This window comes from Corynebacterium nasicanis (genome assembly GCF_042658165.1).
Classification (GTDB): domain Bacteria; phylum Actinomycetota; class Actinomycetes; order Mycobacteriales; family Mycobacteriaceae; genus Corynebacterium; species Corynebacterium nasicanis.
The window spans coordinates 671,060-697,775 of record NZ_JBHSQE010000001.1; the positions used below are offsets into that span (position 1 = coordinate 671,060).

General features: G+C 68.7%; 24 protein-coding genes and 2 tRNA genes. 12 read left to right on the top strand and 14 right to left on the bottom strand.

Annotation, left to right across the window (positions count from 1 at the left end; genetic code table 11):
- The first annotated feature begins 198 nt into the window (after positions 1–198).
- Positions 199–274: transfer RNA gene (locus ACFPUZ_RS03280), tRNA-Lys, on the top strand.
- A 41-nt stretch (positions 275–315) separates the two neighbouring features.
- Here ACFPUZ_RS03280 and ACFPUZ_RS03285 read toward each other — a convergent pair.
- The 4 genes from ACFPUZ_RS03285 to ACFPUZ_RS03300 are packed head-to-tail and all read right to left on the bottom strand — an operon-like array spanning position 316 to position 2,790.
- Entirely contained in the window at positions 316–978 is a 663-nt protein-coding gene (locus ACFPUZ_RS03285; protein WP_376999831.1) for a hypothetical protein, read from the bottom strand.
- Positions 975–1,265, bottom strand: a complete 291-nt coding sequence (locus tag ACFPUZ_RS03290; protein ID WP_376999833.1) for a hypothetical protein — start codon at positions 1,263–1,265, stop codon at positions 975–977. The genes ACFPUZ_RS03285 and ACFPUZ_RS03290 overlap by 4 nt, the downstream gene beginning before the upstream one ends.
- Entirely contained in the window at positions 1,265–1,540 is a 276-nt protein-coding gene (locus ACFPUZ_RS03295) for a hypothetical protein (RefSeq protein WP_376999835.1), read from the bottom strand. The genes ACFPUZ_RS03290 and ACFPUZ_RS03295 overlap by 1 nt, the downstream gene beginning before the upstream one ends.
- Complete coding sequence (locus tag ACFPUZ_RS03300) at positions 1,540–2,790, bottom strand: glutaminase (RefSeq protein ID WP_376999837.1); 1,251 nt, start codon at positions 2,788–2,790, stop codon at positions 1,540–1,542. The genes ACFPUZ_RS03295 and ACFPUZ_RS03300 overlap by 1 nt, the downstream gene beginning before the upstream one ends.
- 50 nt (positions 2,791–2,840) lie before the next feature.
- Between ACFPUZ_RS03300 and ACFPUZ_RS03305 the strand changes: the two genes are divergently transcribed.
- From ACFPUZ_RS03305 to ACFPUZ_RS03315, 3 genes are all read left to right on the top strand, one after another.
- Positions 2,841–3,395, top strand: coding sequence for a nicotinamidase (locus ACFPUZ_RS03305; protein ID WP_376999839.1), 555 nt, complete (start codon positions 2,841–2,843; stop codon positions 3,393–3,395).
- 4 nt (positions 3,396–3,399) lie between these two features.
- On the top strand, positions 3,400–3,897 hold the full coding sequence (locus tag ACFPUZ_RS03310; RefSeq protein ID WP_376999841.1) for a SixA phosphatase family protein: 498 nt from the start codon (positions 3,400–3,402) through the stop codon (positions 3,895–3,897).
- A gap of 111 nt (positions 3,898–4,008) precedes the next feature.
- A complete protein-coding gene (locus tag ACFPUZ_RS03315) occupies positions 4,009–5,145 on the top strand; it encodes an HNH endonuclease signature motif containing protein (protein WP_376999843.1) in 1,137 nt (378 codons plus the stop codon).
- Here ACFPUZ_RS03315 and ACFPUZ_RS03320 read toward each other — a convergent pair.
- Together ACFPUZ_RS03320 and ACFPUZ_RS03325 are read right to left on the bottom strand one after the other, a co-directional pair.
- The gene (locus ACFPUZ_RS03320; RefSeq protein ID WP_376999845.1) at positions 5,142–5,741 is read right to left on the bottom strand and encodes a DUF305 domain-containing protein; all 600 of its coding nucleotides are present in this window, start codon (positions 5,739–5,741) and stop codon (positions 5,142–5,144) included. The genes ACFPUZ_RS03315 and ACFPUZ_RS03320 overlap by 4 nt on opposite strands.
- A gap of 4 nt (positions 5,742–5,745) precedes the next feature.
- The gene (locus tag ACFPUZ_RS03325) at positions 5,746–6,024 is read right to left on the bottom strand and encodes a DUF3618 domain-containing protein (RefSeq protein ID WP_376999847.1); all 279 of its coding nucleotides are present in this window, start codon (positions 6,022–6,024) and stop codon (positions 5,746–5,748) included.
- An 88-nt stretch (positions 6,025–6,112) separates the two neighbouring features.
- Here ACFPUZ_RS03325 and bcp point away from each other — a divergent pair, with 88 nt between their 5' ends.
- Genes bcp through ACFPUZ_RS03350 form a run of 5 tightly spaced genes read left to right on the top strand, consistent with a single transcriptional unit; the run spans position 6,113 to position 8,148 of the window.
- Positions 6,113–6,589: a thioredoxin-dependent thiol peroxidase gene (gene bcp, locus ACFPUZ_RS03330; RefSeq protein WP_376999849.1), complete on the top strand. Its 477-nt coding sequence runs from the start codon at positions 6,113–6,115 to the stop codon at positions 6,587–6,589.
- Positions 6,589–7,221 (top strand): TetR/AcrR family transcriptional regulator, encoded by a 633-nt coding sequence (locus ACFPUZ_RS03335; RefSeq protein WP_376999851.1) that lies wholly within the window; start codon positions 6,589–6,591, stop codon positions 7,219–7,221. Before bcp ends, ACFPUZ_RS03335 begins: the two co-directional genes overlap by 1 nt.
- A gap of 50 nt (positions 7,222–7,271) precedes the next feature.
- Positions 7,272–7,697 (top strand): hypothetical protein, encoded by a 426-nt coding sequence (locus ACFPUZ_RS03340; RefSeq protein ID WP_376999853.1) that lies wholly within the window; start codon positions 7,272–7,274, stop codon positions 7,695–7,697.
- A complete protein-coding gene (locus tag ACFPUZ_RS03345) occupies positions 7,694–7,993 on the top strand; it encodes a transcriptional regulator (protein ID WP_376999855.1) in 300 nt (99 codons plus the stop codon). The genes ACFPUZ_RS03340 and ACFPUZ_RS03345 overlap by 4 nt, the downstream gene beginning before the upstream one ends.
- A gap of 32 nt (positions 7,994–8,025) precedes the next feature.
- Entirely contained in the window at positions 8,026–8,148 is a 123-nt protein-coding gene (locus ACFPUZ_RS03350) for a hypothetical protein (RefSeq protein ID WP_376999857.1), read from the top strand.
- Here the strand turns inward: ACFPUZ_RS03350 and acpS are convergent.
- From acpS to ACFPUZ_RS03370, 4 genes are all read right to left on the bottom strand, one after another.
- On the bottom strand, positions 8,130–8,537 hold the full coding sequence (gene acpS, locus ACFPUZ_RS03355) for a holo-ACP synthase AcpS (RefSeq protein ID WP_376999858.1): 408 nt from the start codon (positions 8,535–8,537) through the stop codon (positions 8,130–8,132). The genes ACFPUZ_RS03350 and acpS overlap by 19 nt on opposite strands.
- Positions 8,538–8,561: 24 nt before the next feature.
- Complete coding sequence (locus ACFPUZ_RS03360; protein ID WP_376999860.1) at positions 8,562–10,964, bottom strand: Cna B-type domain-containing protein; 2,403 nt, start codon at positions 10,962–10,964, stop codon at positions 8,562–8,564.
- A gap of 165 nt (positions 10,965–11,129) precedes the next feature.
- The gene (locus tag ACFPUZ_RS03365) at positions 11,130–20,228 is read right to left on the bottom strand and encodes a fatty acid synthase subunit beta domain-containing protein (RefSeq protein WP_376999862.1); all 9,099 of its coding nucleotides are present in this window, start codon (positions 20,226–20,228) and stop codon (positions 11,130–11,132) included.
- Positions 20,229–21,004: 776 nt separating this feature from the next.
- A tRNA-Leu gene (locus ACFPUZ_RS03370) sits at positions 21,005–21,086 on the bottom strand.
- Positions 21,087–21,165: 79 nt separating this feature from the next.
- Between ACFPUZ_RS03370 and ACFPUZ_RS03375 the strand changes: the two genes are divergently transcribed.
- Positions 21,166–21,597: a hypothetical protein gene (locus ACFPUZ_RS03375; protein ID WP_376999864.1), complete on the top strand. Its 432-nt coding sequence runs from the start codon at positions 21,166–21,168 to the stop codon at positions 21,595–21,597.
- The gene (locus ACFPUZ_RS03380) at positions 21,594–21,947 is read left to right on the top strand and encodes a DUF3817 domain-containing protein (protein ID WP_376999866.1); all 354 of its coding nucleotides are present in this window, start codon (positions 21,594–21,596) and stop codon (positions 21,945–21,947) included. Before ACFPUZ_RS03375 ends, ACFPUZ_RS03380 begins: the two co-directional genes overlap by 4 nt.
- Positions 21,948–22,005: 58 nt before the next feature.
- Here the strand turns inward: ACFPUZ_RS03380 and purU are convergent, their stop codons facing one another.
- Positions 22,006–22,923 carry a formyltetrahydrofolate deformylase gene (gene purU / locus ACFPUZ_RS03385; protein WP_376999868.1) on the bottom strand — a complete coding sequence of 306 codons (918 nt, stop codon included), beginning with the start codon at positions 22,921–22,923 and terminating at the stop codon, positions 22,006–22,008.
- A 109-nt stretch (positions 22,924–23,032) separates the two neighbouring features.
- Between purU and ACFPUZ_RS03390 the strand changes: the two genes are divergently transcribed.
- Complete coding sequence (locus tag ACFPUZ_RS03390; RefSeq protein ID WP_376999869.1) at positions 23,033–24,526, top strand: HNH endonuclease signature motif containing protein; 1,494 nt, start codon at positions 23,033–23,035, stop codon at positions 24,524–24,526.
- Here the strand turns inward: ACFPUZ_RS03390 and rdgB are convergent.
- The 3 genes from rdgB to ACFPUZ_RS03405 are packed head-to-tail and all read right to left on the bottom strand — an operon-like array spanning position 24,501 to position 26,643.
- Positions 24,501–25,115: an RdgB/HAM1 family non-canonical purine NTP pyrophosphatase gene (gene rdgB, locus ACFPUZ_RS03395; RefSeq protein WP_376999871.1), complete on the bottom strand. Its 615-nt coding sequence runs from the start codon at positions 25,113–25,115 to the stop codon at positions 24,501–24,503. The genes ACFPUZ_RS03390 and rdgB overlap by 26 nt on opposite strands.
- A gap of 1 nt (position 25,116) precedes the next feature.
- Positions 25,117–25,854, bottom strand: coding sequence for a ribonuclease PH (gene rph / locus ACFPUZ_RS03400; protein WP_376999873.1), 738 nt, complete (start codon positions 25,852–25,854; stop codon positions 25,117–25,119).
- A gap of 21 nt (positions 25,855–25,875) precedes the next feature.
- Positions 25,876–26,643, bottom strand: a complete 768-nt coding sequence (locus tag ACFPUZ_RS03405; RefSeq protein WP_376999875.1) for an MBL fold metallo-hydrolase — start codon at positions 26,641–26,643, stop codon at positions 25,876–25,878.
- Positions 26,644–26,716 lie beyond the last annotated feature (73 nt).

The window sequence follows — 26,716 nt, forward strand, 5'->3', positions numbered from 1 at the left end:
CGGTGTTACTTAGACACCGTAAACTACCGCCACACTACTTCCCCCCGCACACATGTCTCGAATCCGACACATCACAGTGTGGCAACACTCAGATAAACGCCAGATGACCAGGCGATTTTGTAGGTTGCACGATAGCCTGTTATATTTTTCTTCGTTGCCCGGACAGCCCGACACACAGGGTCCAGAAGGAAAACACCAGCGCCATTAGCTCAATTGGTAGAGCAACTGACTCTTAATCAGTGGGTTCGGGGTTCGAGTCCCTGATGGCGCACCATATCACCCCCGCCGGTACCCCCGGCGGGGGTACTTCTTTGCCTACACCAGTGCCACGATACCGAAGGCGGTCAGCGCCACGGCGACGATGTAGCCGGCGAGTTTGACCACCAGCTCGCGGTTGTTGCGCATCCACTCGAAGGCCCGCCCGAACACCGAGTAGGGGTAGGCGCGGACCAGGCCGACGAACACCGCCGAGAGGGTCGGCAGGCTGAGCGCGAGGCTGGCGTAGACGACGAGGCCGACGTAGCGGATCGCCGCGTGGTAGTCCCCCGCCGAGAGGAAGGCCAGGCCGGTGAAGAAGGGAATGGAGGTGGCGGACTGGGCGAGGCCCAGGATGAAACCCACGAGGACTGTTTTCGCGGAGGGCGCCTGCAGGGGCGCGAGGATCCGGCGGACGAGGGGGGAATCGCCGCTGCCGTTGCTGCGCACCGTGCCCACGAGGGTGAGCACGCCCGTGGCGATGAGCAGGATGCCGAAGACCGGGGAGTCCAGGGCCTTCTGCACGAGGTCGCCCAGGCCGTCGAAGACGACCATGGTGATCACGGAGAGCAGGAAGACGCCGAACCAGTCGCCGAGGATGAGGAGGGTGACGATGCGTCGATAAGCAGCGTTGCGGGGCAACATGACGCCGAGGGCGACGATGACGCCGATGAGCAGGGCGTTGAGGGAATCCAACAGCCCGAAAGATACCGCCTGAATCATCCTTCGACACTACCCCGGCGCCAGGTCCACACCGAGGCGAGCGCTCCCAGCACCGCCGCGACCGCGGCGCTGATCGTCAGCCAGGGAACGCCGGGGGCGATCTCGTAGATCACCGCCGCGCCGTCGAGGCTGGACAGCGGAGTCAGGGGCACGAAACGGTGCAGGAGAAAGCCGATCGACAGACAGGTGACGGGGAAGGCGACCCAGAACCAGGGGGAGGGGCGTCGATAAGCGGTCGTGGCGACCATGACGACGATGAGCAGGGCGAACAACAGGGAGATGACCATCAGCGCCGCCCTGTCCGCCAGGTCCACACGGACAGCGCCGCGCCGAGCAGCGCCACAATCGGCCAGGCCGTGGTGGTGAGGTTCCACACGAAGAAGTCCATGACCTGCGGCCCGAAATCCGCCCAGAACATGAGCGTCGAACCGACGGCCAGCGCCGTCACGGGGAAGACCACCCAGAACCAGGGGAAACCGCGCCCGCCGCCGGCGAAGCGCGGAGCGACGGCGAACACCGCCACGACCACGACGAAGGCCACTCCGAAAACGAGCCAGGCCATCAGACGGCGTCCACCGTGTCGGCGTGGGTGCCGTCGGAGAATTCGAGATCGGTGACCACACCCTCCGGGTCGTAGATGGCGCAGTCGAAACCACCCTCGCGCAGGCGTCGCAGGCCCTCCTTGACCATGCGGCGGCCCATGCGGTTGAAGGAGGTGACGCGGGAGACGTCGAGAACCAGCTCGCTGCCGCCGAGGGTGTGGGTGGTCAACTGGTGGAGGATGTTCTCCGCGGCGGTGAAGTTGATGGTGCCCTGCAGGCGGATGATCGTCTGGTCGCCGTCGCGGGTGATGGAGCGCACGCCCGGGACGGAATGCTGGTCGGAGGACATGAGGTGCAGGCCCATGTCGCGGGAGAGGTGCTCGAAGATCTTCACTCCCCGCACGGAGTTGCCCTGCGAGTCCAGGCGCGGGGAGAACGTCGCGATACCCAGCTGACCCGGCAGCGTCCCGATGAGCCCACCCGCCACGCCCGACTTCGCGGGGATGCCCACCCCGGCCATCCACCGGCCCGCGCCGTCATACATGCCGGCGGAACTCATGACGGCAAGGGTGAGGCGGCAGGCCTCCGGGTTGAGGATCCGCTCCCCCGTCACCGGCTGGACACCGCCGTTGGCGAGGGTGGCGGACATGACGGACAGGTCCCGCGTGGTCACCAGCGTCGAACACTGGTGGGTGTAGGACAGGACGGCGTCATGGGCGTCATCCCGGATGATGTCGTAGCTGCGCAGCATGTGCGCGATGGAGAGGTTGCGGTCCGCGCCGGCCAGCTCGGAAGCGGAGAGCTCGGCGTCGATGTGCAGTTCCCGGCCGGCGAGGCGGGAGAAGAGGTCACGGATCTTCTCGACGCGATCCGCCACGCTCGAATCCTCCCCGTTGATGAGCTGGTTGACCGCGATGGCACCCGCGTTGATCATCGGGTTGACCGGGCGCTTGTCGTTGGCGTCGAGGGAGAGCTCGTTGAAGGCCTCCCCGGAAGGCTCGAGGCCGACGACGTCGAGCACCGCCTCCGGGCCCAGCTCCTGCAGGGCCAGGGCGAAGACGAAGGGCTTGGAGATCGACTGGATCGTGTACTCCACCTCCGCGTCGGGGCCCGCCGAATACACATGCCCGGACGCGGTGCACAGGGCGATGGCCAGGCGGTCGGGATCGGCCTCGCCCAGCTCGGGGATGTAGTCGGCGACCTCGCCCCCGTCGTCGTCGGCCACGTGCTCGAGAATCTCCTCGAGATACTCCGGGATCGGCATTTTCATGCGCCCGAGCCTACCGGTCGGCCCCCGGGGCGGGCGCCTAAGCTGAGGCCATGAAGACCGCACTCCTCATTGTCGACGTCCAGAACGACTTCTGCCCCGGCGGCTCCCTGGCCACGCAACGGGGAGCCGAGGTCGCCCAGCTCATCGGCGCGCACCAGGACACCCAGTCCGCGCGCTACGCCCACACCGTGGCCACCCAGGACTGGCACATCGACCCCGGCACCCACTTCTCCGCGGAGCCCGACTACCTCGACACCTGGCCCGTGCACTGCGTCGCCGCCTCGGAGGGGGCGGCCCTGCACCCCGGCGTGCGGGCCCCGCTCATTGAGGCCTTCTTCCGTAAGGGCGAGTACTCCGCCGCCTACTCCGGTTTCGAGGGCGCCGCCGACGGCGTCGGGCTGGCGGAGTGGCTGCGGGAGCGCGGGGTGGACAAGCTCGACGTCGTGGGCATCGCCACCGACCACTGCGTGCGCGCCACGGTGCTCGACGCCCTCGAGGAAGGCTTCGAGGTGCGGGTGCTCACCGACCTGTGCGCGCCCGTCGACGAGGCCCGCGGCGAGGCCGCTCTGCAGGAGCTCGTGGCGGCCGGTGCGCAGTTAAGCTGAGGGCATGAGCCACCGCCTGATCATCATGCGCCACGCGAAGTCCTCCTGGAAGGAACCGCTGCCCGACCACCAGCGCCCACTGAACAAGCGGGGGCGGCGCGATGCCCGGGCCGCCGGCGAGTGGCTGGCAGAGCACATCGGCGACATTGACCGCGTCCTCAGCTCGACCTCGACGCGCACGCGCCTGACCTTGGAACGCACCGGCATCAGCGCCGGCAAGGTGAGCTTCCACGACGGCCTCTACGGCGGCACGACCGAGGACGTCCTGCGGCTGCTGCGCCCCCTTCCCGAGACCGTGGGGACGGCGCTGGTTCTCGCCCACTGGCCCGGGGTGGAGGAAGCCGTGCGCGAACTGGCGGTGCGCGACGACAACCCCGGATGGCAGGGTATCGACACCAAATTCCCCACCAGCGCCCTCGCCGTCCTCGCCGTCCCCGGTCCGTGGGCCGAGCTGGCACCCGGCTCGTGCCGGCTCGAGCACTACGTGGTTCCGCGGGGTTAGGCAAACGGTAGGGCGGCAGATATCGGCGTTTCTGTGGATAACGGGTAGTTGTCCACAGGCTGCGGTGCGTGCTTCTCGACGCCTGCGTGTTTCCGGTTTAGTGTCCGGGGCATGAACACCCTCGACGCGCTGGCAGCCCTTAGGGCCATGACCGTCCTGGAGGACCTTTCCTCCCAGGCGGTCACCCGCGCGCAGCTCGATGCCCTCGGGGTGCGGGATGCGTTGTTGTGGGAGAAGCTGGCTGTCACCTACTACGGGGCAACGAGGTACAAGAAGCTCCAGCAGGCCGCACGGGTGGCGGCCGCTGAGTTGTCGTTGGACGCGGTGATCGTCATCGAAAAACACCTCCGCTCCCTCCTCCGGGGTGCCTCGGTGACGGTGGAGGAACTCCGCGTGCAGCTGTGCGGTTTACGCGGCACCGTCGCGGAGATCGACCGGGCCGCAGCCACGAAGGTCCGCGACCTCAACCGCACGGTCAAGGACGCCGCAGCGAAGGCCTACGGCAAACGCGCCCTACGCGGGGGCAAGAACACCGACGGCCACGGCATGCGGACCTTCACCGTCACCCGCCCCGAACGGGAAATCTCGGCCATGCTCTCCTACCTCACACCGACGGCTTCTGCATTGCGGGCAGCGGATAAGGGACTAAGCCACGAGCAGGCCATGGCCGACGCCCTCTACACCCACCTCATGGGCAGCACCGGGAAGGCCGCCAACCAGCCCTTGGCCCCGCATGTCGTCATGGCCGTACCCGACTACGCGAAGGTGTTGCGCCGTGAGGGTGATGACACGGTCTTCGGGCTTACCGATGGCACCACCATCACCGGAGCAGAACTGGTGGCCCATGAGATGGCCACCCACGGGTTCGTCGGGATCTACGACCCGGTCGAAGGCCCGGTCGATCTCTACCGGGACCAACGCAGTGCCACTTTCAAGCAGCGCATGCTCCTGGCCGCGGAGACGATCCTCTGCCCGGTGCCGGGGTGTACGACGGCGGCGGATTTCTGCCAGGTGCATCACCTGGAGGCCTGGAAGGAGGGCGGGGAGACCAACATCAAGAACATGTCGATGGCCTGCAAGGTGCACAACGCGCGTAACGATGATGACCCCGACGCCCCGCCCCGCCACGGACGCCTGGAACGCCACCCGGGTGGGGTGCTGCATCACCCACCTGATGGTGGGCCACCGAGGGCCAACATCCACCCCATCCGGAAACTCTCCGCCATGGGGCTCCTCAACAACGCCTAAGGCGTCGGCACGCCCCCGTACATGTGCTCCATCTCGCGCATCTCGGCGGTCTGCACCTCGACCATCTCCGCTGCCATCTCCTGCAGCGGAGCGTATCCGCCGTTGTCCACCTGATCGCGGGTCATGGCGATGACCTCGGCGTGGTGGAAGTGCATGAGCTCGAGGAAGCGGGTGCGCAGCTCCTCGCCCTCCAGGGCCGCGTAGGAATCAAAGACCCCGGGCGAGACCATGCCGTTGGCGATGTGCCGGGAGTGCATCGTCATGTCCGCGTCGATGCCCCACTCGTCGGCCCAGGCGTTCATCTGCTCGTTCTCGCGCTGCTGGCCGTCGCGGATGCGTTCGGCGAGGTCGCGGACCTCCGGGTCGTCGACAGTCGAGGCGAGGAGGACCTCCGCCATGTCGATGGCCTGCTGGTGGTGCGGGACCATCATCCCGAGGAAATGGACGTCGGTGTCGTTGGCCTCGGCGGGCATGGCCGCGGTGCGCTCTGAGACCATCTGCTCGGAGTCGGCGGGGGTCGACGGCGCCGGGGAGCACGCGCCGACCAGGAGGGCGGCGGTGAGGAGGACGGCGGCGTCGATAAGCGGTCGACGCATGGATTTAAGACTGGCCGGCGAGGAGGCGCTGGATCTCGCGCAGATCCTTGGTGCGCTTGCGGTTGCGCAGCACGACGAGAGTCACCAGACCGACGACAGCCAGGCCGACACCGGCGAGCACCTTCTGCACCTGCGGGTCCTGCAGCTTGGCCTGAGCCTCACGCTGCGCGTCGGCGGCGAGGTTCTGCGGCTTGGTGCGGGTGGCCAGCTCGTCGAGGGTGCTGGCCAGCTGGCGACGGGTGCGCTCGATGTCTCGCTGGATATCGTTGATGTCTCGTGCCACGTGGAACTCCCGGTTAGTCGAAGGTCATCTGTTCTACTTCAGAGTAGTGTAACGCGATCTGTGGGTGCAGGGCGGTATGGTGTGGGACATGACTGTTTCCTCACGTCTTGCCGAAGGTGATCCCGCCCCCGACTTCACCCTGCCCGACGACACCGGCCGGGAGGTCTCGCTGCAGGATTTCGCCGGCCAGCGTGTGCTCATCTACTTCTACCCACGCGCCAACACCCCGGGCTGCACGACGCAGGCCTGCGATTTCCGGGATTCGCTCGCGGAGCTCAACGATCTCGGCGTCATCGTCCTCGGCATCTCCCCCGACAAGCCGGAGAAGCTGGCGGAGTTCCGGGCGGATCACGGGCTGAACTTCACGCTGCTCAGTGACGTCGATAAGCGGGTCATGACCGCGTGGGGCGCGTTCGGCGAGAAGCAGAACTACGGCAAGACCGTGCAGGGCGTGATCCGCTCCACCTTCCTCGTCGAGCCGGACGGCACCATCGGCCTGGCCCGTTACAACGTCCGCGCCTCCGGGCATGTGGCGCGCATCCTCCGAGAGGTCGCCGCCGCCTGATGAGCGACGACGACGGCCTGCTCGTCCCCCGTCGACGACCGGCCCAGGCCCGCAGCCGCGAGCGATTCAACCGTATTCTCGCGGCGGCGCGTAGCGTGCTCGTCGACGTCGGCTTCGAGTCCTTCACCTTCGACGAGGTGGCGCGGCGCGCCGAGGTGCCCATCGGGACGCTGTACCAGTTCTTCGCCAACAAGTACGTCCTCATCTGCGAACTGGATCGGGTGGACACCGCGGAGAACGTCGCGGAGCTGCAGAAGTTCTCCGGTCGGGTGCCGGCGCCGCAGTGGCCCGACATTCTCGACGAGTTCATCGACCACCTCGCCCGTCTGTGGCGGGAGGATCCTTCTCGACGAGCCGTCTGGCACGCCGTCCAGTCGACCCCGGCGACGCGCGCGACGGCGGCCGCCACCGAGAAGCAGATGCTGGACATCATCTCGGAGGTGGTGGCCCCCCTGGCGGCGGATTCCACCCATCAGGAGCGCTACCAGCTGGCGGCTCTGCTGGTGCACACGGTGTCGTCGCTGCTCAATTTTGCGATCCGTGATGCGGAGGATGCGGATCATTTCGAGATCATCGTCAATGAGATCAAGCGGATGCTCGTGGCGTACCTCTTCGCCGTCGCCACCAGCTAGATCGAGGAAAGCTCTTGCCAAAGTGGAAAGTAGTTTCCTACACTGAGGGCATGAACACCTCCGAAGCCCGCGAACTCCTCGACCACGCCGAGGCGACCAGCCGCCGCGCCGCCAGCTTCTCCCTCGCCTGGCTCTGCTACATCGCCCTGTGCGCCGGTGGCGCCATCACCGCCCTCGGCGTGGCCTACGCCAATGTCACCGACACCTCCCCCTTCCCCGCCTGGATGGCTGGCGGCCTGTGGATCCTCATCGGTGTCACCTTCACCGCCGTCACCTCGACGATCTCCCCGCCCGTCCGGCGCGGTTTCAACTCCCGGTGGTCCATCATGATCGCCGTGTGGGTGGTCGCCTGGCTCATCGTCTCGGTCCTCAACAGCCACTTCACGCTCGGCCACGGTATCGCCCTGTCCGCCGCGTTCATGTCGCTGGCCATCCTCGGCCCCCTGTGGGAGATCGTTGCGGTGAAGAAGTCGTGAGGGAGCACCCCCGCACCCAGCTCAATCCGGCATTCACCAACCCCCTGCGCTTCTCCCTCATGGCCACGCTCGCCGGCGTCACCGAGATCACCTTCAAGGACGCCCGCGAGTACCTGCAGACCACCGACCCCACCCTGTCCAAGCATTCTTCGGCGCTGGAAGAGCTGGGGTTGGTGCAGGTGAAGAAGTCTTTCGTCGGTAAGCGACCGCAGACCCGGCTGGCCCTGACGAAACAGGGGCAGCGGGCCTGGCAGGAGCATCTGGCGGCGCTGCGCGCCATTGCGGAATTTCAGTGACAGCCATCACATGCGTCGCGTAGAATGACACCATGAACAGCGACCCCCAGGACCCCACACCCATCGCCGACTCCGAGGCCCCGCCGCAGCACCCGCACGACGACCACAAGGTCGCCGAGAACCCGCCCGCCGACGATCAGTCCGAGGACGAGTAGAGCAGGCAGGTCGCGATGGCGTAGTCGCCGTCGTGGCTGATCGACAGGCTCGTCGTCACCGTCCCGAGGCTCTCGGCCAGGGCGCGCGCGACCTCCCCCCGCTTCTCGACGCCCACCCGGCCCCACCGGTCCGGGTGGATTTCTATGTCCTGGAAGTCCACCAGGTCGGGGCTGAGCACCGGCGGCTTTCCGTAGATCGCCTGCGACCAGGCCTTGATGAAGGCCTCCTTCGCCGCCCAGCGCCCCGCCAGGTGCTCCGCCCGATCCGGCTTCCGCGCCGCGACCCGCAGCTCGAGGACGGTGAATACGTCCTCGAAACGCGAGCCGGGCCGCTCCAGCTGCTCCCGGAACCCGGGGATGTGCACGATGTCGACACCGATGTGCTGCATGTGCACCATTGTGCCTGAGGTCAGCTAGGCATCACGGCGGCGGAGCAGGAGCACGCCCACTCCCCCGAGCACCAGCGCCAGAGCCAGCGCACCGAGTGCCACAGTGTCGGCGCCGGTGTTGGCCAGCGTGCGCTGCGGCGCGGGCGCGGGGGCCTGCTGCTTCTCTGCCTTGGGATCCCGGATCTCGGTGACCGGTACCGTCGGGACCGTCGTGTCCGGAACCGTAGCTGAGCTGGTGCTGGAGCCACCGATGAGCGGGATCAGCGGGATGAGGAGGAGCGGCCACCACGGGATGGAGCTGCCCGGCTGATCCTCCCGTGTGTTGGTGACGGTGATGGAGCCGGCCGCGTCCGAGCTGTAGGTCGTACGGAATCCGGGCACGGGGGTCTCGACCACCGAGTAGACGATGGTCTTGCCGTCAGCGTCCTCGGTCGGCAGGTCCTCCCAGACGTGGGTGGTGGTGCCGGGCGGGAGGGTGACGGTGGCGGTGGCGGCGTCGACAAGCGCGCCGTTGGCGAGCAAGCTGAGGGTGATGGCGGGGGCGTCCGCAGGGTCGATGCCGACCCAGACCTTCTCGACGCGCAGCGGGGCCACCGGCGAGTCCGGGTCCACGGGGGTGCCGGGGACCTTCGTGTTGGTCACGGTGAACGCTCCCGGGACGGGCTCCGCCTGGTCCGGGGTGTAGGTCGCAGGCTCGACGGTGGACTCGAAGCCGGGGACGACGACTTCCTGGACCCGGTAGGTGATCGCGCGGCCGTCGTCGGTGGCGACGGGCAGGTTCTCCCACGTTGCGGTGGTCTCGCCCGGCGCGAGGACGGCCGCGCGAGCGGGGACCTGCACGAAGTCGTCCCCGACCGCGGCCAGCAGCTGGAAGGTGACCTCCGGCGCGGTCTCGCCCGCGTCCAGTCCGTTCCAGACCTTGGTCACGGTCACCGACGTCACCGGGGTGTCCGCGTCGCGGGTGTTGGTGACGGTGATGCTGCCGGCGGGGATGTTCGCCAGATCGGCGAGGTCGGGGGTGTAGGTGCCGCTCACCGTGGAACGGAAGCCGTCGACGGTGACCTCCTTGACGGAGTAGACGATCGGGACCCCGCGGGCGGACTGCGTCGGCAGCCCGGTCCACTCGCCCTGGGTGACACCTTCGGCGAACTGCAGCGCGGGGATGAGATCGCCGGTGAGGGTGCGGGCCGGCTCGCCGTCGGCAAGCAGCTCGAAGCTGACGGCCGGGGTCGGGGCGTTCGCGCCCTCCCACTGCTTGGTCACCGCCAGCGAGGTGGTGGGCTGGTCGCCGAAGATCCACCCGGTGGTGTCGACGGTCTTGTACCAGCCGGTGTCGGTCTGGCCGTCGGTGATGACGTCGGTGGTCAGCGTCGCGGAGTTGGTGACGTTGGCGTTCGACTCCGGCACGAGGGTGAAGTAGTTGACGGCGTACTGGGCCTTGTCGGAGGGGTGAACGCCGATCGAGGCCAGGTAGTCGGACACCCGGAACGCGAAGGAGTCACCGGTGAAGGTGATGAACGGCAGGGTCTGCCCGAGGTTGTTCAGCGTCGGGTAGGAGGTGGTGACACCGTTGTCGCGCACGGCGACGCAGAAGAAGTTCTGCATGTAGTAGCCGTTGAGCTGCTCGTCGAGCTGCGCCTGGGTGAGGGCGCCCGGCTCCGCGGCCTGCACGGCCGGGACGAATCCGGCGGGCATGCCGGCGAGGCGGTCGGTGATGACGATGTTCTGACCGATGGCGACGGGGTCGGCCCCGCCGTGCCAGTTGTTCAGCTCGATGAACCAGTGGGCGAAGACCTGGCCGGGGACCGGGTTGATCCACTGGTAGTTGTAGCGCGGCGTCTGGAGCTTGAGCGCCTTCGAGGTGTTCACGTTGGTCGGGGCGGTGCTGTAGCCGGACCACTTGTTCACCACCATGGGGAAGGGCGGCGGCGGGCCGGTGCCCTTGAGGATCTGCTCGTAGACGGTCTCGTTGCCGAGCGTCACCGTGACGTTGACGTCCTTGTCCTCGGTTCCGGTGTGGCGGTACTGGGCGATGATGTCGAAGTGTCCCCGGACGTTGATGAGGCCGGTGACGCCCTCGCCGAAGATCACGGTGACCTGGTTCCCCACCACCGTCGCGGTCGTCCCGCCGCCGAGCTGTGCGGCCGAGTTGTCGACCACGTCGAATTCGGGGGGCAGCGTCACCGTGAAGTGATCGCCGGGCTGGGTGCCGGCGGGGACGGTGAAGTCGAAGCCGAAGCGGTAGGGGGTGTCGGCGGTGAGTGAACCGGCCGGGCCCCCGTCCGGGTTGGTCAGGGTGAACTGCACGGCGGTGGGCTGCACGGGGGCCGCGTGGGCCCGGGGCGTCGCGCCCAGGACCATCGCGAGGATGAGCAGCACCGCCACGACGACGCGCTGCATCGGCACCGCGCGGGAGAGGAGGGCCATAGGTTTTCCTTCGGTATCAACGTAATTAGCGGGCAAAGCACAAGCTTTCCCAAGCTTTCCCACCGAATGAGCCTAGACCATTGCCGCCCCACATGTCTCGACATCTACCCCCGCGCACGCGGAAGGCCCGCACCCCCTGAGCAGGGGATGCGGGCCTTCGGTCACCTATCCGTTGATCTCCGCGCCGGTGCGCAGGACACCGTCGACGAGGCGGGCGTCGTGATCCAGCAGGATCGCGGCCTCACGGGGCTTGACGGCGTCGCCGGTGCCACCGAGGTTACGGTCGGCCGGACGCTCGTAGAGCGGGGCGCCACCGTACATGGCGTCGACGATGCGGCGCAGGCCGGCCTCCTCGCGGGCCACCGCGGTGGCGGCCCACTCGGCGGCGGCGTCCTGGCCGCGCTCGTTGCGCAGGGCCTCCAGGAAGGCACCCGGGTGGGCGATGGCGACCAGGGCGGACACGTGGCCGAAGCCCAGCGAGGTGACCAGGCCGGCCTTCGGGGGACGCGCGACCAGGTTGAGCGGGCGGCGCAGCCACACGAGGTGCTGGTGCTGCTCGAGAACCGGGTCGACCGTGTCGAGGGACATGTTCGCCGGGACCAGACCGGAGCGCAGCACCTGGGTGAGGCCGATCATCTGGAAGGCCGCGGCACCGCCCTTGGCGTGGCCGGTGAGCGTCTTCTGGGAGATGACGTACATCGGGTTGCCGTCGGCGCGGCCGATGGAGGCGGCGATGCGCTCGTGCAGGTCCGACTCGTTCGGGTCGTTGGCGTTGGTGGAGGTGTCGTGCTTGGAGATGATCGACACCTCGTCCACGCCCACTCCCACGGCGGCCAGCTGCTGCGCCAGGCGGGAGTCCGCCCCGCCGCGGGCCGCGCCCAGGGCACCGAGGCCCGGGGCCGGGATCGAGGTGTGCGCACCGTCGGCGAAGGACTCCGCGAAGGCGACGACACCCAGGACCGGCAGACCGAGGTCGGCGGCGACGGTACCGCGGGCCAGCAGCACGGTGCCGCCACCCTCGGACTCGATGAAGCCGCCGCGGCGGCGGTCGTTGGCCCGCGAGAAGTAGCGGTGCTCGATGCCCTTGTTCTCCATCTCGGTGGAGTCCGCGGTGGCAGCCATGTCACCGAAGCCGGTGATGCCCTCGATGGAGAGGTCGTCCAGGCCGCCGGCGACGACGAAGTCGGCCTTGCCCAGGGCGATCTTGTCGTAGCCCTCCTCGACGGAGACGGCGGCGGTGGCGCAGGCGGCGACCGGGTGGATCATCTGGCCGTAGCCACCGACGTAGGACTGCATGACGTGGGCGGCGACGACGTTCGGCAGGGCCTCCTGCAGGATGTCGTTCGCGCGCGGCTCGGCGAGCAGGCCGTCGATGTAGAGGGAGCGCATCGACTCGACGCCTCCCATGCCGGTGCCCTGGGTGGAGGACACGCGGGCCGGGTGGACCTCACGCAGCAGTTCCGCCGGGGTGAAGCCGGAGGCGAGGAACGCGTCGATGGTGCAGACGAGGTTCCACAGCGCGAGGCGGTCGAGGTTGTCGATCATGTCGGCGGGGATGCCGTACACCGAGGGGTCGAAGCCCTCCGGGATCTGGCCGCCGACGAAGCGCGACATCGTGGTGCGGCGCGGGACGCGCACCGCGGATCCGGCGTGGCGGACGACGGTCCACTCGCCGGACTCCTCGTCGAAGAACGCGGAGGTGTGGTCCGGCTCGGAGTCGACGAAGGTCTTGGCCTCCTCCTTGGAGGCGACGGAGAAGGAGAGGTCCTTGTCCAGGTAGACCGTGGTCAGCTCGGGTGCGAGGTTGTCGACCATGAAGAAGTCGTCATGGTAGCGGCGGACGCCGACCTTGCCCAGGACCTCGTCGTGGAAGCGCTCGTAGATCTCCTCCTCGGCGAGCTCCTGGTCGTCGGTGTCGTACCAGGCGCCGTTGTCCCAGTGGATGAGACCCATGGTCCAGGCGAGCTCGGTGACGCCGGCGGCGGTGAGGTCGCCGGAGAGCTCGGCGTCGAAACGCGTGCGGGCGGAGCCGTAGGGTCCGACCTCGCCGGCGCCGACGATGACGATCATGTCCTCGAGCTTCCGGCTCACGCCGGTGAAGTCCGGCGCGGTCCACTCGAAGCGGCGGTAGGGGGTGGGCAGGGCGGTGAGGGTGCGGGGCTCCACCGCGTCCGGGTCCTGCTTATCGACGCCCGCCGCCTCAGCCTCCGCAGCCGCCTCCGCGGCGAGCTGCGAGATGTTGACGTCGGACTCGCCGAGCCCACCGGTGTAGTCCACGATGACCGGGGCCTGGGCGGCCTCGGCGCGGACGTCATCGGTGATCTGGGAGAGCAGCAGCTGCGCCATCTCCTCGTTGGAGAAGGTGCGCACGCCCTTGGACTCGATCGTCTCGACGAGCGGGTCGTTGCCGCCCATGAGGCCGGTGCCGCGGACCCAGCCGATGAAGGCGTGGACGAGGCTGGTGCGGTCGCCCCACACCGGCTCGGCGTGCCAGCGGGTGACCAGCGCGTCGAGGGAGGCCTTGGACTCGCCGTAGGCACCGTCGCCGCCGAAGCGACCACGGTTGGGGGAACCCGGGAGGACGACGTGCAGGCGCTTGCCCACGTGGGTGTCATTGCCGATCTCGGAGAGGCCGGCGATGAGCCGCTCGACGGCCCACAGGAGCAGGCGCATCTGGGACTCGGCGGCCGGGCCGGCGTCGGCGAGGGAACCCATGACGCGGGGGGCGGCGAAGGGGAAGAGAAGGGTCGGGATGAGGGCCTTCTTCAGCACCTTCTTCTGACCGTTGACCGTGGCGGTCTGCTCGTTGCCGATCCACTCTATGACGCCGTCGAGATCCGTGTAGGAGCTCAGGTTGGCCGGGACCACCCACAGGGCGGCGGTGCCGCGGGCCGTCGTCGCGTAGAGGTTCTTGTAGTACGACAGACGGGAGTGGGACAGGCTCGAGGTGGTGACCACGACGGTGGCCCCACCGGCGAGCAGCTTGCCGACGACGCCGGCGGCGATGGAGTTCGGGGAGGCACCGGTGACCACCGCGACGTCCTCGTTGTAGGCGAGGGCGGCGGTGTCGCGGGCCTGGGCGGCCAGCTCCGGCAGGCCCAGGAACTCGGCCTGGCGGGCCACGTTCTCCCCGGCCCCGGTCACGTCGACGTGGGAGGCGTCGAGCTCGCCGAGGGACACGCGGGTGAGGTCCTCGCGGGCGGAGGCCCAGCGGTCGTCGAGAAGCACGGCGCGGTCGGCGTCGAAGCTCGGGGCGACCTGGCGGGGCCAGTCGGAGCCGAGCTCGCGGGAGACCAGGTCGAAGAGCGCGGCGTAGTCGTCGCCCTCGTCCTCGAGGTTGTGGGACTCGACCTCGGAGATGCCCAGCTGGGAGAGGATGGTGCGGGCGGTCTCCGCCAGCACGCCTTCCTTGCCGGTGACCTGCTCGGCGAACTCGCCGAGGGCCGCGGAGTCGACGACTCCGCCTGCTCCGCCACCGGCGGAGGGCAGCCCGACGGCGACGCCGCGGCGGGCGGCGACGGCCTGGACGGCGGCGTCGATAAGCGCGTCGAGGTCGCCCGCGTTGGAGGGGGCGGCCGGGGACAGGGTGGCCAGATCGCCGCCCCGCAGGGAGGCTCCCTCGCGGGCGCCGATGACCACCTCGGCGACGACGTGGTCGGCCCAGCCCGGGCCGAGCTGCCAGGTGCCGGTCACGCGCTCGGAGATGTGGTTGGGCTTCTTGCCGGTCGGGCCGGTGATGCGACGCAGGGCGTCGGCGGCGGCGTCACCGAGGACGGGACCGAAGGCCTTGTAGCCCTTGGCCATCTTGGTGACGGTCTGCTTGAGGGCGGCCAGCTCGGCGTCGGCGGCACCGTCGATGGCGCCGAGGCCGAACTCCACGCCGAGATCCAGCAGCAGCTGGTTACGGCGCGAGGACACGCCCTCGACGAGGGTCTCGATGGAGTCGGTGGCCCCCATCTGGTCCGGGCGCACCTTCGTCCAGATGGCGATGAGCATCTCGGTGGCGTCGGAGGGGGTGAACTCGATGTCGTCCGGGGTGCCCGCACCGGCGGCAGCGACCGGCGCCGGGGCGGTGACCGGGACGGTGTCGCCGGTCGGGGCGTTGGCGACGACCGGGGCCGGAGCGGCGGTGGACTTCTTGGCCGGCGCCGCGGCCTCAGCCTCAGCCTCCGGGACGACGTCGGCGGCGACCTCGCGGACGATCTCGTCGGTGGCGAAGACCACCGGGCGATCGCGCTCGACGTTGAGGACCTCGATCGGGGTGCCGCGGTACTGCGGCAGGCGCAGCGTCTGGCCGAGCATGTTGGCCAGGGTCGGGGCGGACCCGACGCCGACCTCGACGAAACGCTCGATGCCCAGGTCGCGCAGGATGAGATCCTGCGTCTCGATCCAGCGCACCGGGGAAGCGAACTGCCAGGCCAGGAGCTCGATGAGCAGGGTGCGGCCGAGCTTCTGCGGGTCCGCAGCTGCGGACTCGTAGTCGGCGAGGATGGCGTCGATGTACGGCGAGGAGACGACCTCGGTGATCGACTCGACGAAGTCGCGGCTGAGCTCGAAGGGACGGGCCACGAGGTTCGGGATGTAGCGGTCGACGAGGATGTCCAGGTTGATCTCGGCCGGGATGAGCGAATCGAGGTGCTCGCGGAAATCGCCCACGCCGTCACGGAGGTGGCTGGAGTGGAAGGGCACGTCGATGCCCGGGATCATGATGAACGCGCGCTGGCCCGGTGCCTTCTCCTCGGCGTCGGCCTTGAGGGCGTTGAGGCCCGCGCGGGTACCGGCGACGGCGTACTGGACGCCGGCGATGTTGTAGTTGACGATCTCCAGGAACTCGCCGGTCTTCTCCGACATCTCCTGCACGTAGCCGAAGACGTTGTCGGCGGTCAGGCGCATCTTGTTGGGACGCAGCGCGGCGAGGCCGTAGTTGGAGTTGCCCTCCGCGTCGCGCTCGACGAGGCGGTGCATGGTGAGGCCGCGGCGGTAGACGATCTCCACGACGGACTCGAGCGAGAGGACGCCGGAGTAGGCGGCGAGGGCGTTGTACTCACCGACGGAGTGGCCGGCGAAGTAGGCGCGCTGGTTGAGGGCGTCGGCCTCACGCATCTCGGCGATCTGGGCGCAGCCCAGGGTGGCCATGGCGACCTGCGTGAACTGGGTGAGGAAGAGCACGCCGTCCGGGTGGTGGAAGCGCTCCCCACCGACGACGACCTCGGTCGGGTTGTTCTTGACGATCTCCAGGACGGAGAAGCCCAGCTTGCCGCGGGTGTGGCGGTCGGCGCGGTCCCACACCTCACGGGCGGCCGCGGACGAGGCCCGCGAATCCATGCCCATGCCCTGGGACTGGATGCCCTGGCCCGGGAAACCGTAGAAGGTGGTCGGTGCGGCCATGACGGCCGTGGCGGTGAGCACCATGTTGCCGTTGACGGTGGCGGTCACCGCCCGGACCTCCCCGTGGCCGGGGCGGTTATCGACGCCCGCGCGCTCCACCGTGAACTCGATCGTCTCGCCCGGCAGGACCGGGGCGAGCATGGTCGCGGTGTACTCGACGACGCGGCCCGGGGAGGTGGTGGCGGAATCATCCTGGTAGCCGGAACCGGCGACGAGCTCACCGATGGCGGAGGTCCACATGCCGTGGACGATGACGCCCGGCAGGCCGGCCAGGCCGGCGGCGGTGTCGGAGACGTGGATGGGGTTGCGGTCGCCGGAGACGACGGCGAAGGGGTGCATGGAATCCGGCGCCACGACGCGCGCGTAGGCGCGGAAGGAACGCGGGGTGTCCACGACGGACGGCAGCACCGAGGTGTTGGTGCGCGCGGTCATCTTGCCGTTGCGCCCGCGGATGGCGAAGCGCTCGGACAGCTTGGCCAGCGGCTCGCCGTCGGCGGAGATCTGCGCGCGGACAACCACGAGACGACCCATGTCGGTGTCGGAGACCTCGTCGGCGGTGGCGGTGATGTGCAGGTCGACCGCACCCTCACTGAGGGAGGGCAGCTCGCGCAGCATCGTCAGGTGGTGCTCGAGGTGCACGAGGGAGAGCATGCCCTCGACCACGGAGGCGGAGTCGGTGCCCGGGACCACGGCGGAGCGCACGGCGGCGAACACGGCCGGCCAGGCGCGCCCGACGAGGACGTCCGGGGCGGTGTCGTGCACGGCCAGCCCGGAGGGCAGGTAGCCGGCGGTGACGTTGTCGTAGTCGGCCAGGTGACCGGCGTCGAGGGTGGTGTCCCACTCGGCGACACCGGTGGCGTTGACCGCGGCCAGCTCGCCGCCCGCGGCGACGCGGGTGAGCTCGGCCATGGCGGCCTCGGCGTCCTCCGCGGTGACCTGCGGGTTGGCGGACAGCGGGGCGTCGGCCGGGACCGTGAAGCGGATGTTGAGGTCCGTCGTGGTGCCGGCGGCGGTGGACCCGGCCAGCGGGACGGTGAGCACGGCGTGCTCGGTGTCCTCGGCGACGAGGCGGGAGCCGGTGGCGGCGTGGGTGGCGGAGCGGCGGTCCTCGGCGAGGGTCCACTGCTCGGGGTCGCCGAGGCGCTCGATGTAGGAGGCCTGCTGGCGGCCGGCCCAGTAGGTGCCCGGCGCGGTGAGCACGCGCTCGACGACGGATTCGGAGACGTCGACGGCCTGCTCCCCGGCGTCGAGAAGCGCGTCGATGGAGGCCTGGTTGAAGCGGCCGAGCAGCTCGGCGACCGGCTCGTTGGCGCGGGTGATGCCCGCGACGGCGGCGGTGCCCGGGATGATGCAGACCTCGTCGGCGTCGTAACGCTCGTCGTGGGCCTGCCACAGGGAGTCGGAACGCCACCAGCGGCGGACGTCACCGTCGATGACCGGCACGAAGTTGGCCGGCTTGCCCGGGTTGAGCAGCAGCTTGTTGAACCACGCACGGTCCGCCGGGTGGAGGAGGTCGCGCGCGGCGAAAGGGTAGAGCTCCACGAGCTTCTCGACGGCCGCCTGCGGGTTGTCGGCGTCGACCTCCACGAGGGCCTCGAACTCGCCGTGGTCGAGGTCGCTGAGGCGGGCCTCGGCGCGCTCGACCATGTCGATGAAGCGGTTGTACCAGGACACGTCGGTCCAGGCGCCCTGGTAGGGGCCGGAGATCTCGAGGTAGCGGGCCAGCCACTCGGCGTAGGTCATGGTCTCGACATCGCCGAAGTAGGGCTTGCAGGTCTTGTCGATCGCGGCGATGATCTCGTCGCGACGGGCGATCGCGGCGTCGTCGTCACCGGCGACCTCGTCGAGGAGGCGGCCGGCGCGGGCGAAGGAGTTCTCGATCTCGTAGAGGTCGGCGCCCAGCTGGGAACGACCGGAGGCGACGCCACCGGCCTCGCGGCCGGCGCCGGCCCACTCGTCGGAGCCCGGCGCGGCGACCAGCGCCTGCTTGACGGACTCGGAGGCGGTGGACTCCAGGGTGGCCATGGCGGCGGTACCGATGAGGATGCCGTCGGTCGGCATGGCGGGCAGATCGTGCTTCAGCGCCCAGGTGCCGGTGATGTACTCGGCGGCCCGCTCCGGGGTGCCGATGCCACCGCCGACCACGAGGATGACGTTGTCACGCTCGCGGATCTCGGCGTAGGTGGCGATGAGCAGCTCATCCAGGTCCTCCCAGGAGTGGTGCCCACCGGCCTTGCCGCCCTCGACCTGGATGATGATCGGGATCTCGGCGACATCGTCGGCGATCTTGAGCACCTGGCGGATGTGCTTGACCGCGCCCGGCTTGAACACGATCCACGGGAAGTTGGCGTCACGCAGCTCGCGGACGAGGGAGACGGCCTCCTCGTGCGGCGGCATGCCGGCGGTGATGATGATGCCGTCGATGGGGGCGCCGTTGGCGCGGGCCCGCGGGACGAGGCGCTTGCCCTCGATCTGCATGCGCCACAGGTAGGGGTTGAGGAACATGGAGTTGAACTGGGCATTGACGCCCGGGAGCAGCATGTCCTGCAGCTGCTCGAGGTGCTCGTGGAGGACGTCCTCGGTGACCTGTCCGCCACCGGCGAGCTCGGCCCAGTGGCCGGCATTGGCGGCGGCCGCCACGATCTTCGGGTCGACGGTGGTCGGGGTCATGCCCGGCAGGGTCATCGGGGTGTAGCCGGTGACCTCGGTGAACTTGGTCACCAGGCGGATCTGGCCGTTGCGCGTCTCCAGGCGGGGGGCGAACTCGGACCAGTCGCGGGGGAGCTCGGGGGCAAGGCCGGCGTCGAAGAGCTCGGCCTGACCCTCGGTGTCGGAGACCGTGACCACGCCGACCCCGCGACCGGCGAGGATGCGTCGGGTCAGGGGCGACATGCCGGCTTCGGGACCGATCTCGAGGATCCAGCGCGCGCCGGCGTCCGCAGCTGCGGACAGCTCCGCGGGGAAATCGACGGGCGTGGTGAGCACCAGCTCAGCGGCCACGCGGGCGACATCGGCGTCGAGGCCCGCCTGCTGTGCCCACGCGACGGTCTGCTCGACGGCGGCCTGCATGGCCGGGTGGTGGAAAGCGGTCTGGATCGGCAGCGGGTTGAAACGCGGGTTGAAGGGTGCGCCGCCGCGCTCCTTGTTCTCCACGGCCTTGGCGTCACGACGCGCGAAGGAACCGAGCAGCTCCTCCACCGCCAGCAGGTCCTGCGGGCGGCCCACCATGACGAAGGTGTCGCGGGCGTTGCGCAGGCCGACGACCGGACGGATCTCCTCCGGGACGTCCGCGCAGGCGTGGTCGATGGCCTGCTGCAGCTGCTCCCGGGTGATGCCGATGACGGAGACCATCGGGGAATGCTCGCCCTGCTGGAGCAGGCCGGTGATACGCGCGGTGCGGGTCATGGCGGCGCCGATGAGCTGCGCGATGGCCAACAGGTCATCGGACTCCGCCTGCCCCTCGAGGAGGAGGGAGGCCAGCTTGCCCTGGGAATGACCGACGGAGACGACAGCCTCGTCGAGGTCCAGGCCCTGGCGGTCCAGGGACTCCAGCACGGCGAGCTGGGCGGTGAAGATGCCCGGGACGCTCAGCGCCGCCTGCGCGGTGTCGAAGGCCGGGTCTTCCTCGGCGCGGGCCCAGGTGACAGGGTCGAAGCCGTGGGGACGGGTGCCCGCGAGCTCATCTGCGACAGGCGCGAGCTTCGCGGCGGCGCCGTCGACCAGGGAGGTGACGGCGGTGCCGACACCGGCGGCGACGGCCGCGCGCAGGGTCTTCAACCAGTCGAATCCCTGGCCGGAGAAGGCCAGGGCGTACGGCTCGTGGTCGAAGCGGTTGATCAGTCGATCCGTCCCGAAGGAGGTGCTGTATTCGGTCACGTGGAACTCGCTCCTGTGTTTCCTACTTTGTGCATGAAGAAACTGAGGGCACGGATGCGCCCACAAGTTTTGATAGCCAAATATGCCACAAAAACTTGAGGAAAGCGTCACCTTTGGGGCCGGTGTCGCATTTAGGTTGCCGATCACGACAACGAGGCACGGCTACGCGGCAGTAGGTTCCGGTAGCGTCGGTTGGTGGGCAAAACCACCCGTGTGCTGTGCCCTTTCGGCCACCTGGCGGGGGTCGCGAGGGCATGTCGGAGCAGACGCAGGGTGACGATGGTCACGGGAGGGGAGCCGGGGGATGATTGTCACAGGCGGGGGCGGAGGCCACGGGCCGCGTGTTGCGAGGTACCCTTTTGCGCTCGGCGGTCCGAGGCCGTCCTGGGGTTTTCCGGACGCCCGGTGAACAAAGGGGTACGTGCGTACGCCACCCCGCGCCGACGCCGCCTGTGCAGAGAAGATTTGTGCGCCCGGTGGCATCAGCTTCCGCTCCTCGACAATGAGCCATGAAGAAGGCATCCACCCGGATCATCATCCAGACCAAGCACCCGTCGGACGCCGACAAAAGAGGTACGCAACCCTGACGGAATGCCTGGGCCCCGAGGTCACCGTCGTGGACACAACCACCGGCACGATCCTCGCGGAGTTCCTCATCGACCCGGCCACGGTCTACCAACGAAAAATTTCAGGGCCTTCCACCGACAACGGTGGAAGACCCGGAGAGGAACGATGTCGCGGGACATACCGGAAGTATGTCCCGCGAGATCACAACGTGCGCCCGGTGGGACTTGAACCCACACATCCGAAGACACTGGAACCTAAATCCAGCGCGTCTGCCAATTCCGCCACGGGCGCGTGTCCGAGTCATAGTACCCTGCTGCCCACACTGCCCCGAACTCCGCCTTTCGGATGATCCCGGGTATGGTGATGTTCCGTGAGCGAGAACAACCGACCCCGGCGACAGCGCAAGAAGGTCCGCGTGACCCACGTGGTTTTCCTCGCCGCCGCCGTGGTCTGCACCATCGCTCTCGCCTGGTGGCAGTGGACGCGTTTCCAGTCGGGGACGGGGACGTTCCAGAATCTCGGCTACGCCTTCCAGTGGCCGCTGTTCGGCGCGTTCTTCATCTACGCCTACCGGAAGTTCCTCCAGTACGAGAACGAGATGATCGACGCGGAGAACGCCACCGACGACCCCGATTTCCTCTACGAGGCACCGACCCGGAAGCAGGACGAGGTCACCACCATCGACGAGGACTTCCTCCCCCGTCGCCCCTCCCTGGACATCGACACCTTCAATGAGCTGAACACGCCGACACGCAGGCGTCGAGAAGCAGATCACCCACAACCTGGAGAGACCACCACATGACCGCAACGCAGACGATCCATCCTGAGCGCCAGAAGCGCGTGAGCACCGCCCTCACGCTGTTTTCGGTCACCGCCTGGATCACGGGCGTGTTCCTCATCATTCTCGTGGTCCGCATGATCCTCGAGTACGCCCTCAAGGTGGAGATCCCCTCGTGGGCGACCATCGTGGCCATCGCGCACGGGTGGGCCTACATGGCGTACCTGCTGGCCGTGCTCAACCTGGGCCTCAAGGCGCGCTGGCAGCCGATCACCTGGATCACCACGGCGCTGGCCGGCGTCGTGCCCTTCCTCTCCTTCTTCGTGGAGGCCAACCGCCGCCGCGAGGTCAAGGAGAAGTTCCAGCTGGCCTGATGCGCTTATCGACGCCGAACGGGGCCCCGCCTGGCAGCGGAGCCCCGTTTTTTCGCGCCTAGTCGAAGACGACCGTGCGGTTGCCGTACACGAGGACCCGGTCCTCGAGGTGGTAGCGCAGGCCGCGGGCCAGGACCGACTTCTCGGCGTCGCGGCCCAGCCGCTGCATCTCCTCCGGGGTGTCCTTGTGGGTGACGCGGATGACGTCCTGCTCGATGATGGGGCCGTCGTCGAGATCCGAGGTGGCGAAGTGGCAGGTCGCGCCGATGAGCTTCACGCCGCGCTTGTGCGCCTGGTGGTAGGGGCGCGCGCCCATGAACGAGGGCAGGAAGCTGTGGTGGATGTTGAGGACGCGCCCCGCCCACATCTCGCAGAAGTCCGGCGGCAGGATCTGCATGAAGCGGGCCATGACGATGGCGTCGGGCTCGTAGGAGTTGACAATCTCCCCGACTTCCTCAAAAGCCCGCCGCTTGCCGACGGCGTCCTTGGGGAACGGCACGTGGTAGAAAGGCACGCCGTGGTTGTCGGCGATGTAGGCGAGGTTGTCGTGGTTACCGACGACCGCCACCACCTCCATCGGGTAATCGTTCTCCGCGACACGGCCCAGCAGATCGTGCAGGCAGTGCCCCTCCCGGGAGACGAGGATGACCACCTTCTTCAGGTCCGCGGTGTCCCGCAGCCGCCACTGCGCCTTGGGCCCGAACTCCTCCGCAACCGGGGCGAACTTCTCGCGCAGCTCATCGATGCCCATGTCGACCGAATCCGCCCTGATCGCCTGGCGGGTGAAGAACCAGTTGTTCTCGGGGTCCGTGAAGTACGCGGCCTCCGTGATCCAGCCACCCTGCTCCGCCAGGAAGGTCGACAGCCGGGCGACGATGCCGGTCGTGTCGGGGCAGCCGAGGGTGAGCACGTACTGACGCTCGGTCGTGGGACCGGAGGGGCGGTTGCGGGGATCATCAATGTTGTGCGGGGTCATTCGTCGGATAGTAGCCCACCGGGAAACGGGGTGTTTCAGGTGCAGGGGTTGACAAGGAAAGTAGATGGTGTAAGGTCGAACATGTAAGCGAACTACGGGGGTGGGGAACATGACGAAGACACAGCTGGCGGGCCTGATCGACCGAATCGAATCGGCGCTGACGGAGCTCTCCTCCGCCATGGCTTTCCCCGACTCGATCAGCTTCGCGGAGGTCCAGGAGGAGTTCATCCGCTTGGAGAAGGTTGTGGAGCTCAAGAGCTTTGCCGACGCCGCCTTCGCCTACGCAGCCGACAAGGCCGAGGCCGGGCGTCTCGTGGGGGCCGTCCACGCGACCGAGTTCCTCACCCGCCGGCTCGGCCTGTCGAAGGCCGAGGCACGGTCCCGGCTCGAGCGGGGGCACGCCCTGTTCAGCCCTCCCGAGCCGGAACCGATGCCGGAACCGGAACCCGAACCGGCAGAGACCGCCGAGCAGCGCCGCGCCCGTGAGGAGGAGCTGGCCCGCGTCCGCCGCGCCGAGGAGGAGAGGCAGCGCCGCGCCCGGGAAGCACAGGAAAAAGCGCGCGAAGAGGCCCAGAAGGCGGCGGCCAACGCCGACAAGCAGCGGATGATCCACCGCGAGCTGGAGCACCTCAATAAGCACGCCTCCTTAAGTCGGGAGGAACTCCTGGCCGAGGCACTGGTCGAGGGGCGGCACCGCTCACTCGAGGACCTGCGTGTGTGGCTCCGGGAGAAGATCCGCCAGGCCAACAAGGCCGGCCGGAGGCCGGACGGCAGCCGCGACCCCTTCGCGGCCCTGCGGAAGCGGAAGGTGATCGTCGGGCCGCAGGATTCCGACGGCGGGGCCCGGGTCTCGATGTACCTGGCCGGGGCGGAGCTGGCGAAGCTCAAGGCGGCGCTGGCCCCCGGGCGCGCGCCCGGCTCGAACACCCCGGTACCGCCGGAGGAGGACAAGCGGACCATGGCCGCCCGGATGGCCGACCAGTTCTCCGCGATCCTCGACCATTTTCTCGCCGCCGGGCCCGGCTCCGCCGCACGCCAGGGGGTCGGCTCCGTGGTGGTGTCCTTCACCGCCGAGGAGCTGGAGAGCCTCTCCCCCACCGACCGCTTCCCCAGCAACACCGGGGACATGCTCAGCACCGCCGACATCCTCCGCCTGGGAGCCGCACAGTACGACCTCGGGGTACTGCACGACACCGACGGGCAGGTGCTCGACCTCGGGCGCACCGTCCGCTCCGCCAGCCTCATGCAACGCCTGGCGTTGTTCGCCCAGGAACTGTGCTGCACGCGGGGGCCCTGCCAGACGGGACTGGCCCAGAGCCACGTGCATCACCTGCAGGCCTGGGCGAAGGGAGGTCGCAGTGACATCGAGAACCTCACCCTGCAATGCCCCACCCATCATGCGGCCAACCGGGATGAACGCGACGGCGCCTTCGGGCTCGGCCACATGGACAAGGACCCCACGACCGGGAGGACGGGGTGGGTCCCGCCCGGGGGCGGGCCACCGGAATTCAACGAATCCGCCTTCCAGAACGAGTCGGCCGGCGCGAAGATCCGGCGGCGGCAGGCCGCGGGCGAGGTCAGCGAGCCGCCAGCTCCCGAATGACCTCCACCAGCTGCGCCAGTGCCTTGCCCCGGTGGGAGAGGGCGTTCTTCTCCTCCGGGCTCAGCTGCGCCGAGGAGCGGCCGGCCGCGACCTCGTCCGCCGGAAGGAACAGCGGGTCATAACCGAAACCGTTGTCCCCCACCGGCTCCCGCAACAGCGCCCCCTCCCAGCGCCCCTCGGCGACATGCTCCTCTCCCGAGGGGGTCACCAGTGCACAGACGGAGACGAAGGCGCAGGAACGCCGGTCGTCGGGGACGTGGGCCATCTGGCCCAGCAGCAGCGCGTTGTTCGCCGCATCATCGCCGTGCCCGCCGGACCAGCGGGCCGAGAGCACCCCCGGCATCCCGTTGAGTTCCTCGACCGCCAGCCCGGAATCATCCGCGATGCACACCAGGCCGGTTTCCCGCGCCCCGGCGCGGGCCTTGAGCAGGGCGTTGTCCGCGAAGGTCCGGCCGTCTTCGACGGGCTCCGGGTAGGCGCGCACCGCATTGAGCGGAGTGACCTCCACCCCCTCGACCCCGGCGTCGGCGAGGATCCGTTCGAGCTCACTCAGCTTCTTGGCGTTGTTCGACGCGACGAGCAGCTGCATGTCAGATACCCAGGGCGGCGCGCTGGGCGGCGATGAGCTCGCGGCAGCCCTTCTCCGCGGAATCCAGCATGAGGTTGAGCTGCTCCCGGTTGAAGTCCCCGTGCTCGCCGGTGCCCTGGATCTCCACGAAGTTACCGGCCTCGGTCATGACGACATTGAGGTCGACCTCCGCGCGGGAATCCTCCTCGTAGGGCAGGTCGAGGCAGACCTGGCCGTCGACCAGGCCGACGGACACGGCAGCCACCGGCGGCAGCAGCGGCTCCCCGGGGACCACACCCTCCGCCTTGAGGACGGCGATGGCGTCGGCCAGCGCCACGTAGGCGCCGGTGATGGAGGCCGTGCGGGTGCCACCGTCCGCCTGCAGGACGTCACAGTCGATGTTGATGGTGTTCTCGCCCAGCTGGCTGAGGTCGACGGCGGCGCGCAGGGCGCGGCCGACGAGGCGGGAGATCTCGTGGGTGCGCCCCTTGACCTTGCCGCGCATGGATTCACGCGGCATGCGGTCGTGGGTGGCGGCGGGGAGCATCGAGTACTCGGCGGTCAGCCAGCCCTCGCCGGAGTCGCGCTTGAAGCGCGGCACCCCGTGCTCGACGCTGGCGGTGCACATGACCCGGGTGTTGCCGTATTCGATGAGGACGGATCCGGCAGGGTTGGAGGTGAAGCCGCGGGTGATGCGGACGGTGCGGAGCTGGTCGAGGTCGCGGCCGTCGGCGCGCTCGAAGGAGTTCTCAGAAGTCATGCACCCAGGCTACCGGGGACCTTAAAACTCGATGACCTGACCCTGACGGCCGACCTCGATCGGCCCGTCGAATTCGGCGCGGGCGGCGGCGAGGGTGGCCTCCGGGTCGCCCCACGGCGGGATGTGGACGATGACCAGCCGCTTGACCCCGGCGAGGCGGGCCGCCCGACCGGCCTCCGTGCCGGAGAGGTGCATGCCGGGCGGGAAGTCACCTTCCCCGGAGCACCAGGTCGCCTCGCAGAGGAAGACGTCGGCGTCGCGGGCGCAGTCGATGAGGTTCTCCGTCCATCCCGTGTCGCCGGAGTAGGCGATGGTCTTACCGGAGGTGTGCTCGGTGATGCGGAGGCAGTAGGCCTCCACGGGGTGCACCGCCTGGAAGGGCGTGACGGTGACGCGGTCGATGATGTGGGCCTCGCCGGTGCGCCAGGGGGCGAAGGCGAAGGTGTCGGACATGTCGTCGACTTCGCCGGGGCTGTCGGCGGAGAGCACGCCGAGGTGGCTGAGCGTGGTGGAGGGGCCGAAGCAGAGGTTGCGCCCGCGGGCGGGGGCGAAGGGATGGTAGCGACGCCACACCATGAGGGAGGGGAAGTCGAGGCAGTGGTCGGCGTGGAGGTGGGAGAACGCCACGTGGGCGTCGCAGGGGTCCTGGACCTCCTGGAGCTGTCCGAGCACTCCGGGACCGATGTCCACGAGGAGGCCCGGGGAGTTGTCGACATTCACGAGGTATCCCGAGGCCGGGTTCGTGGGCCCACCGACGCTTCCGGAGCTTCCGAGGATGGTCAACTTCATGGTGCCACTCTGCCATGCAGGGCCGGTTTTCTCGAACGCAACGCACAGATTGTCATCAGATTGTGAATGACAT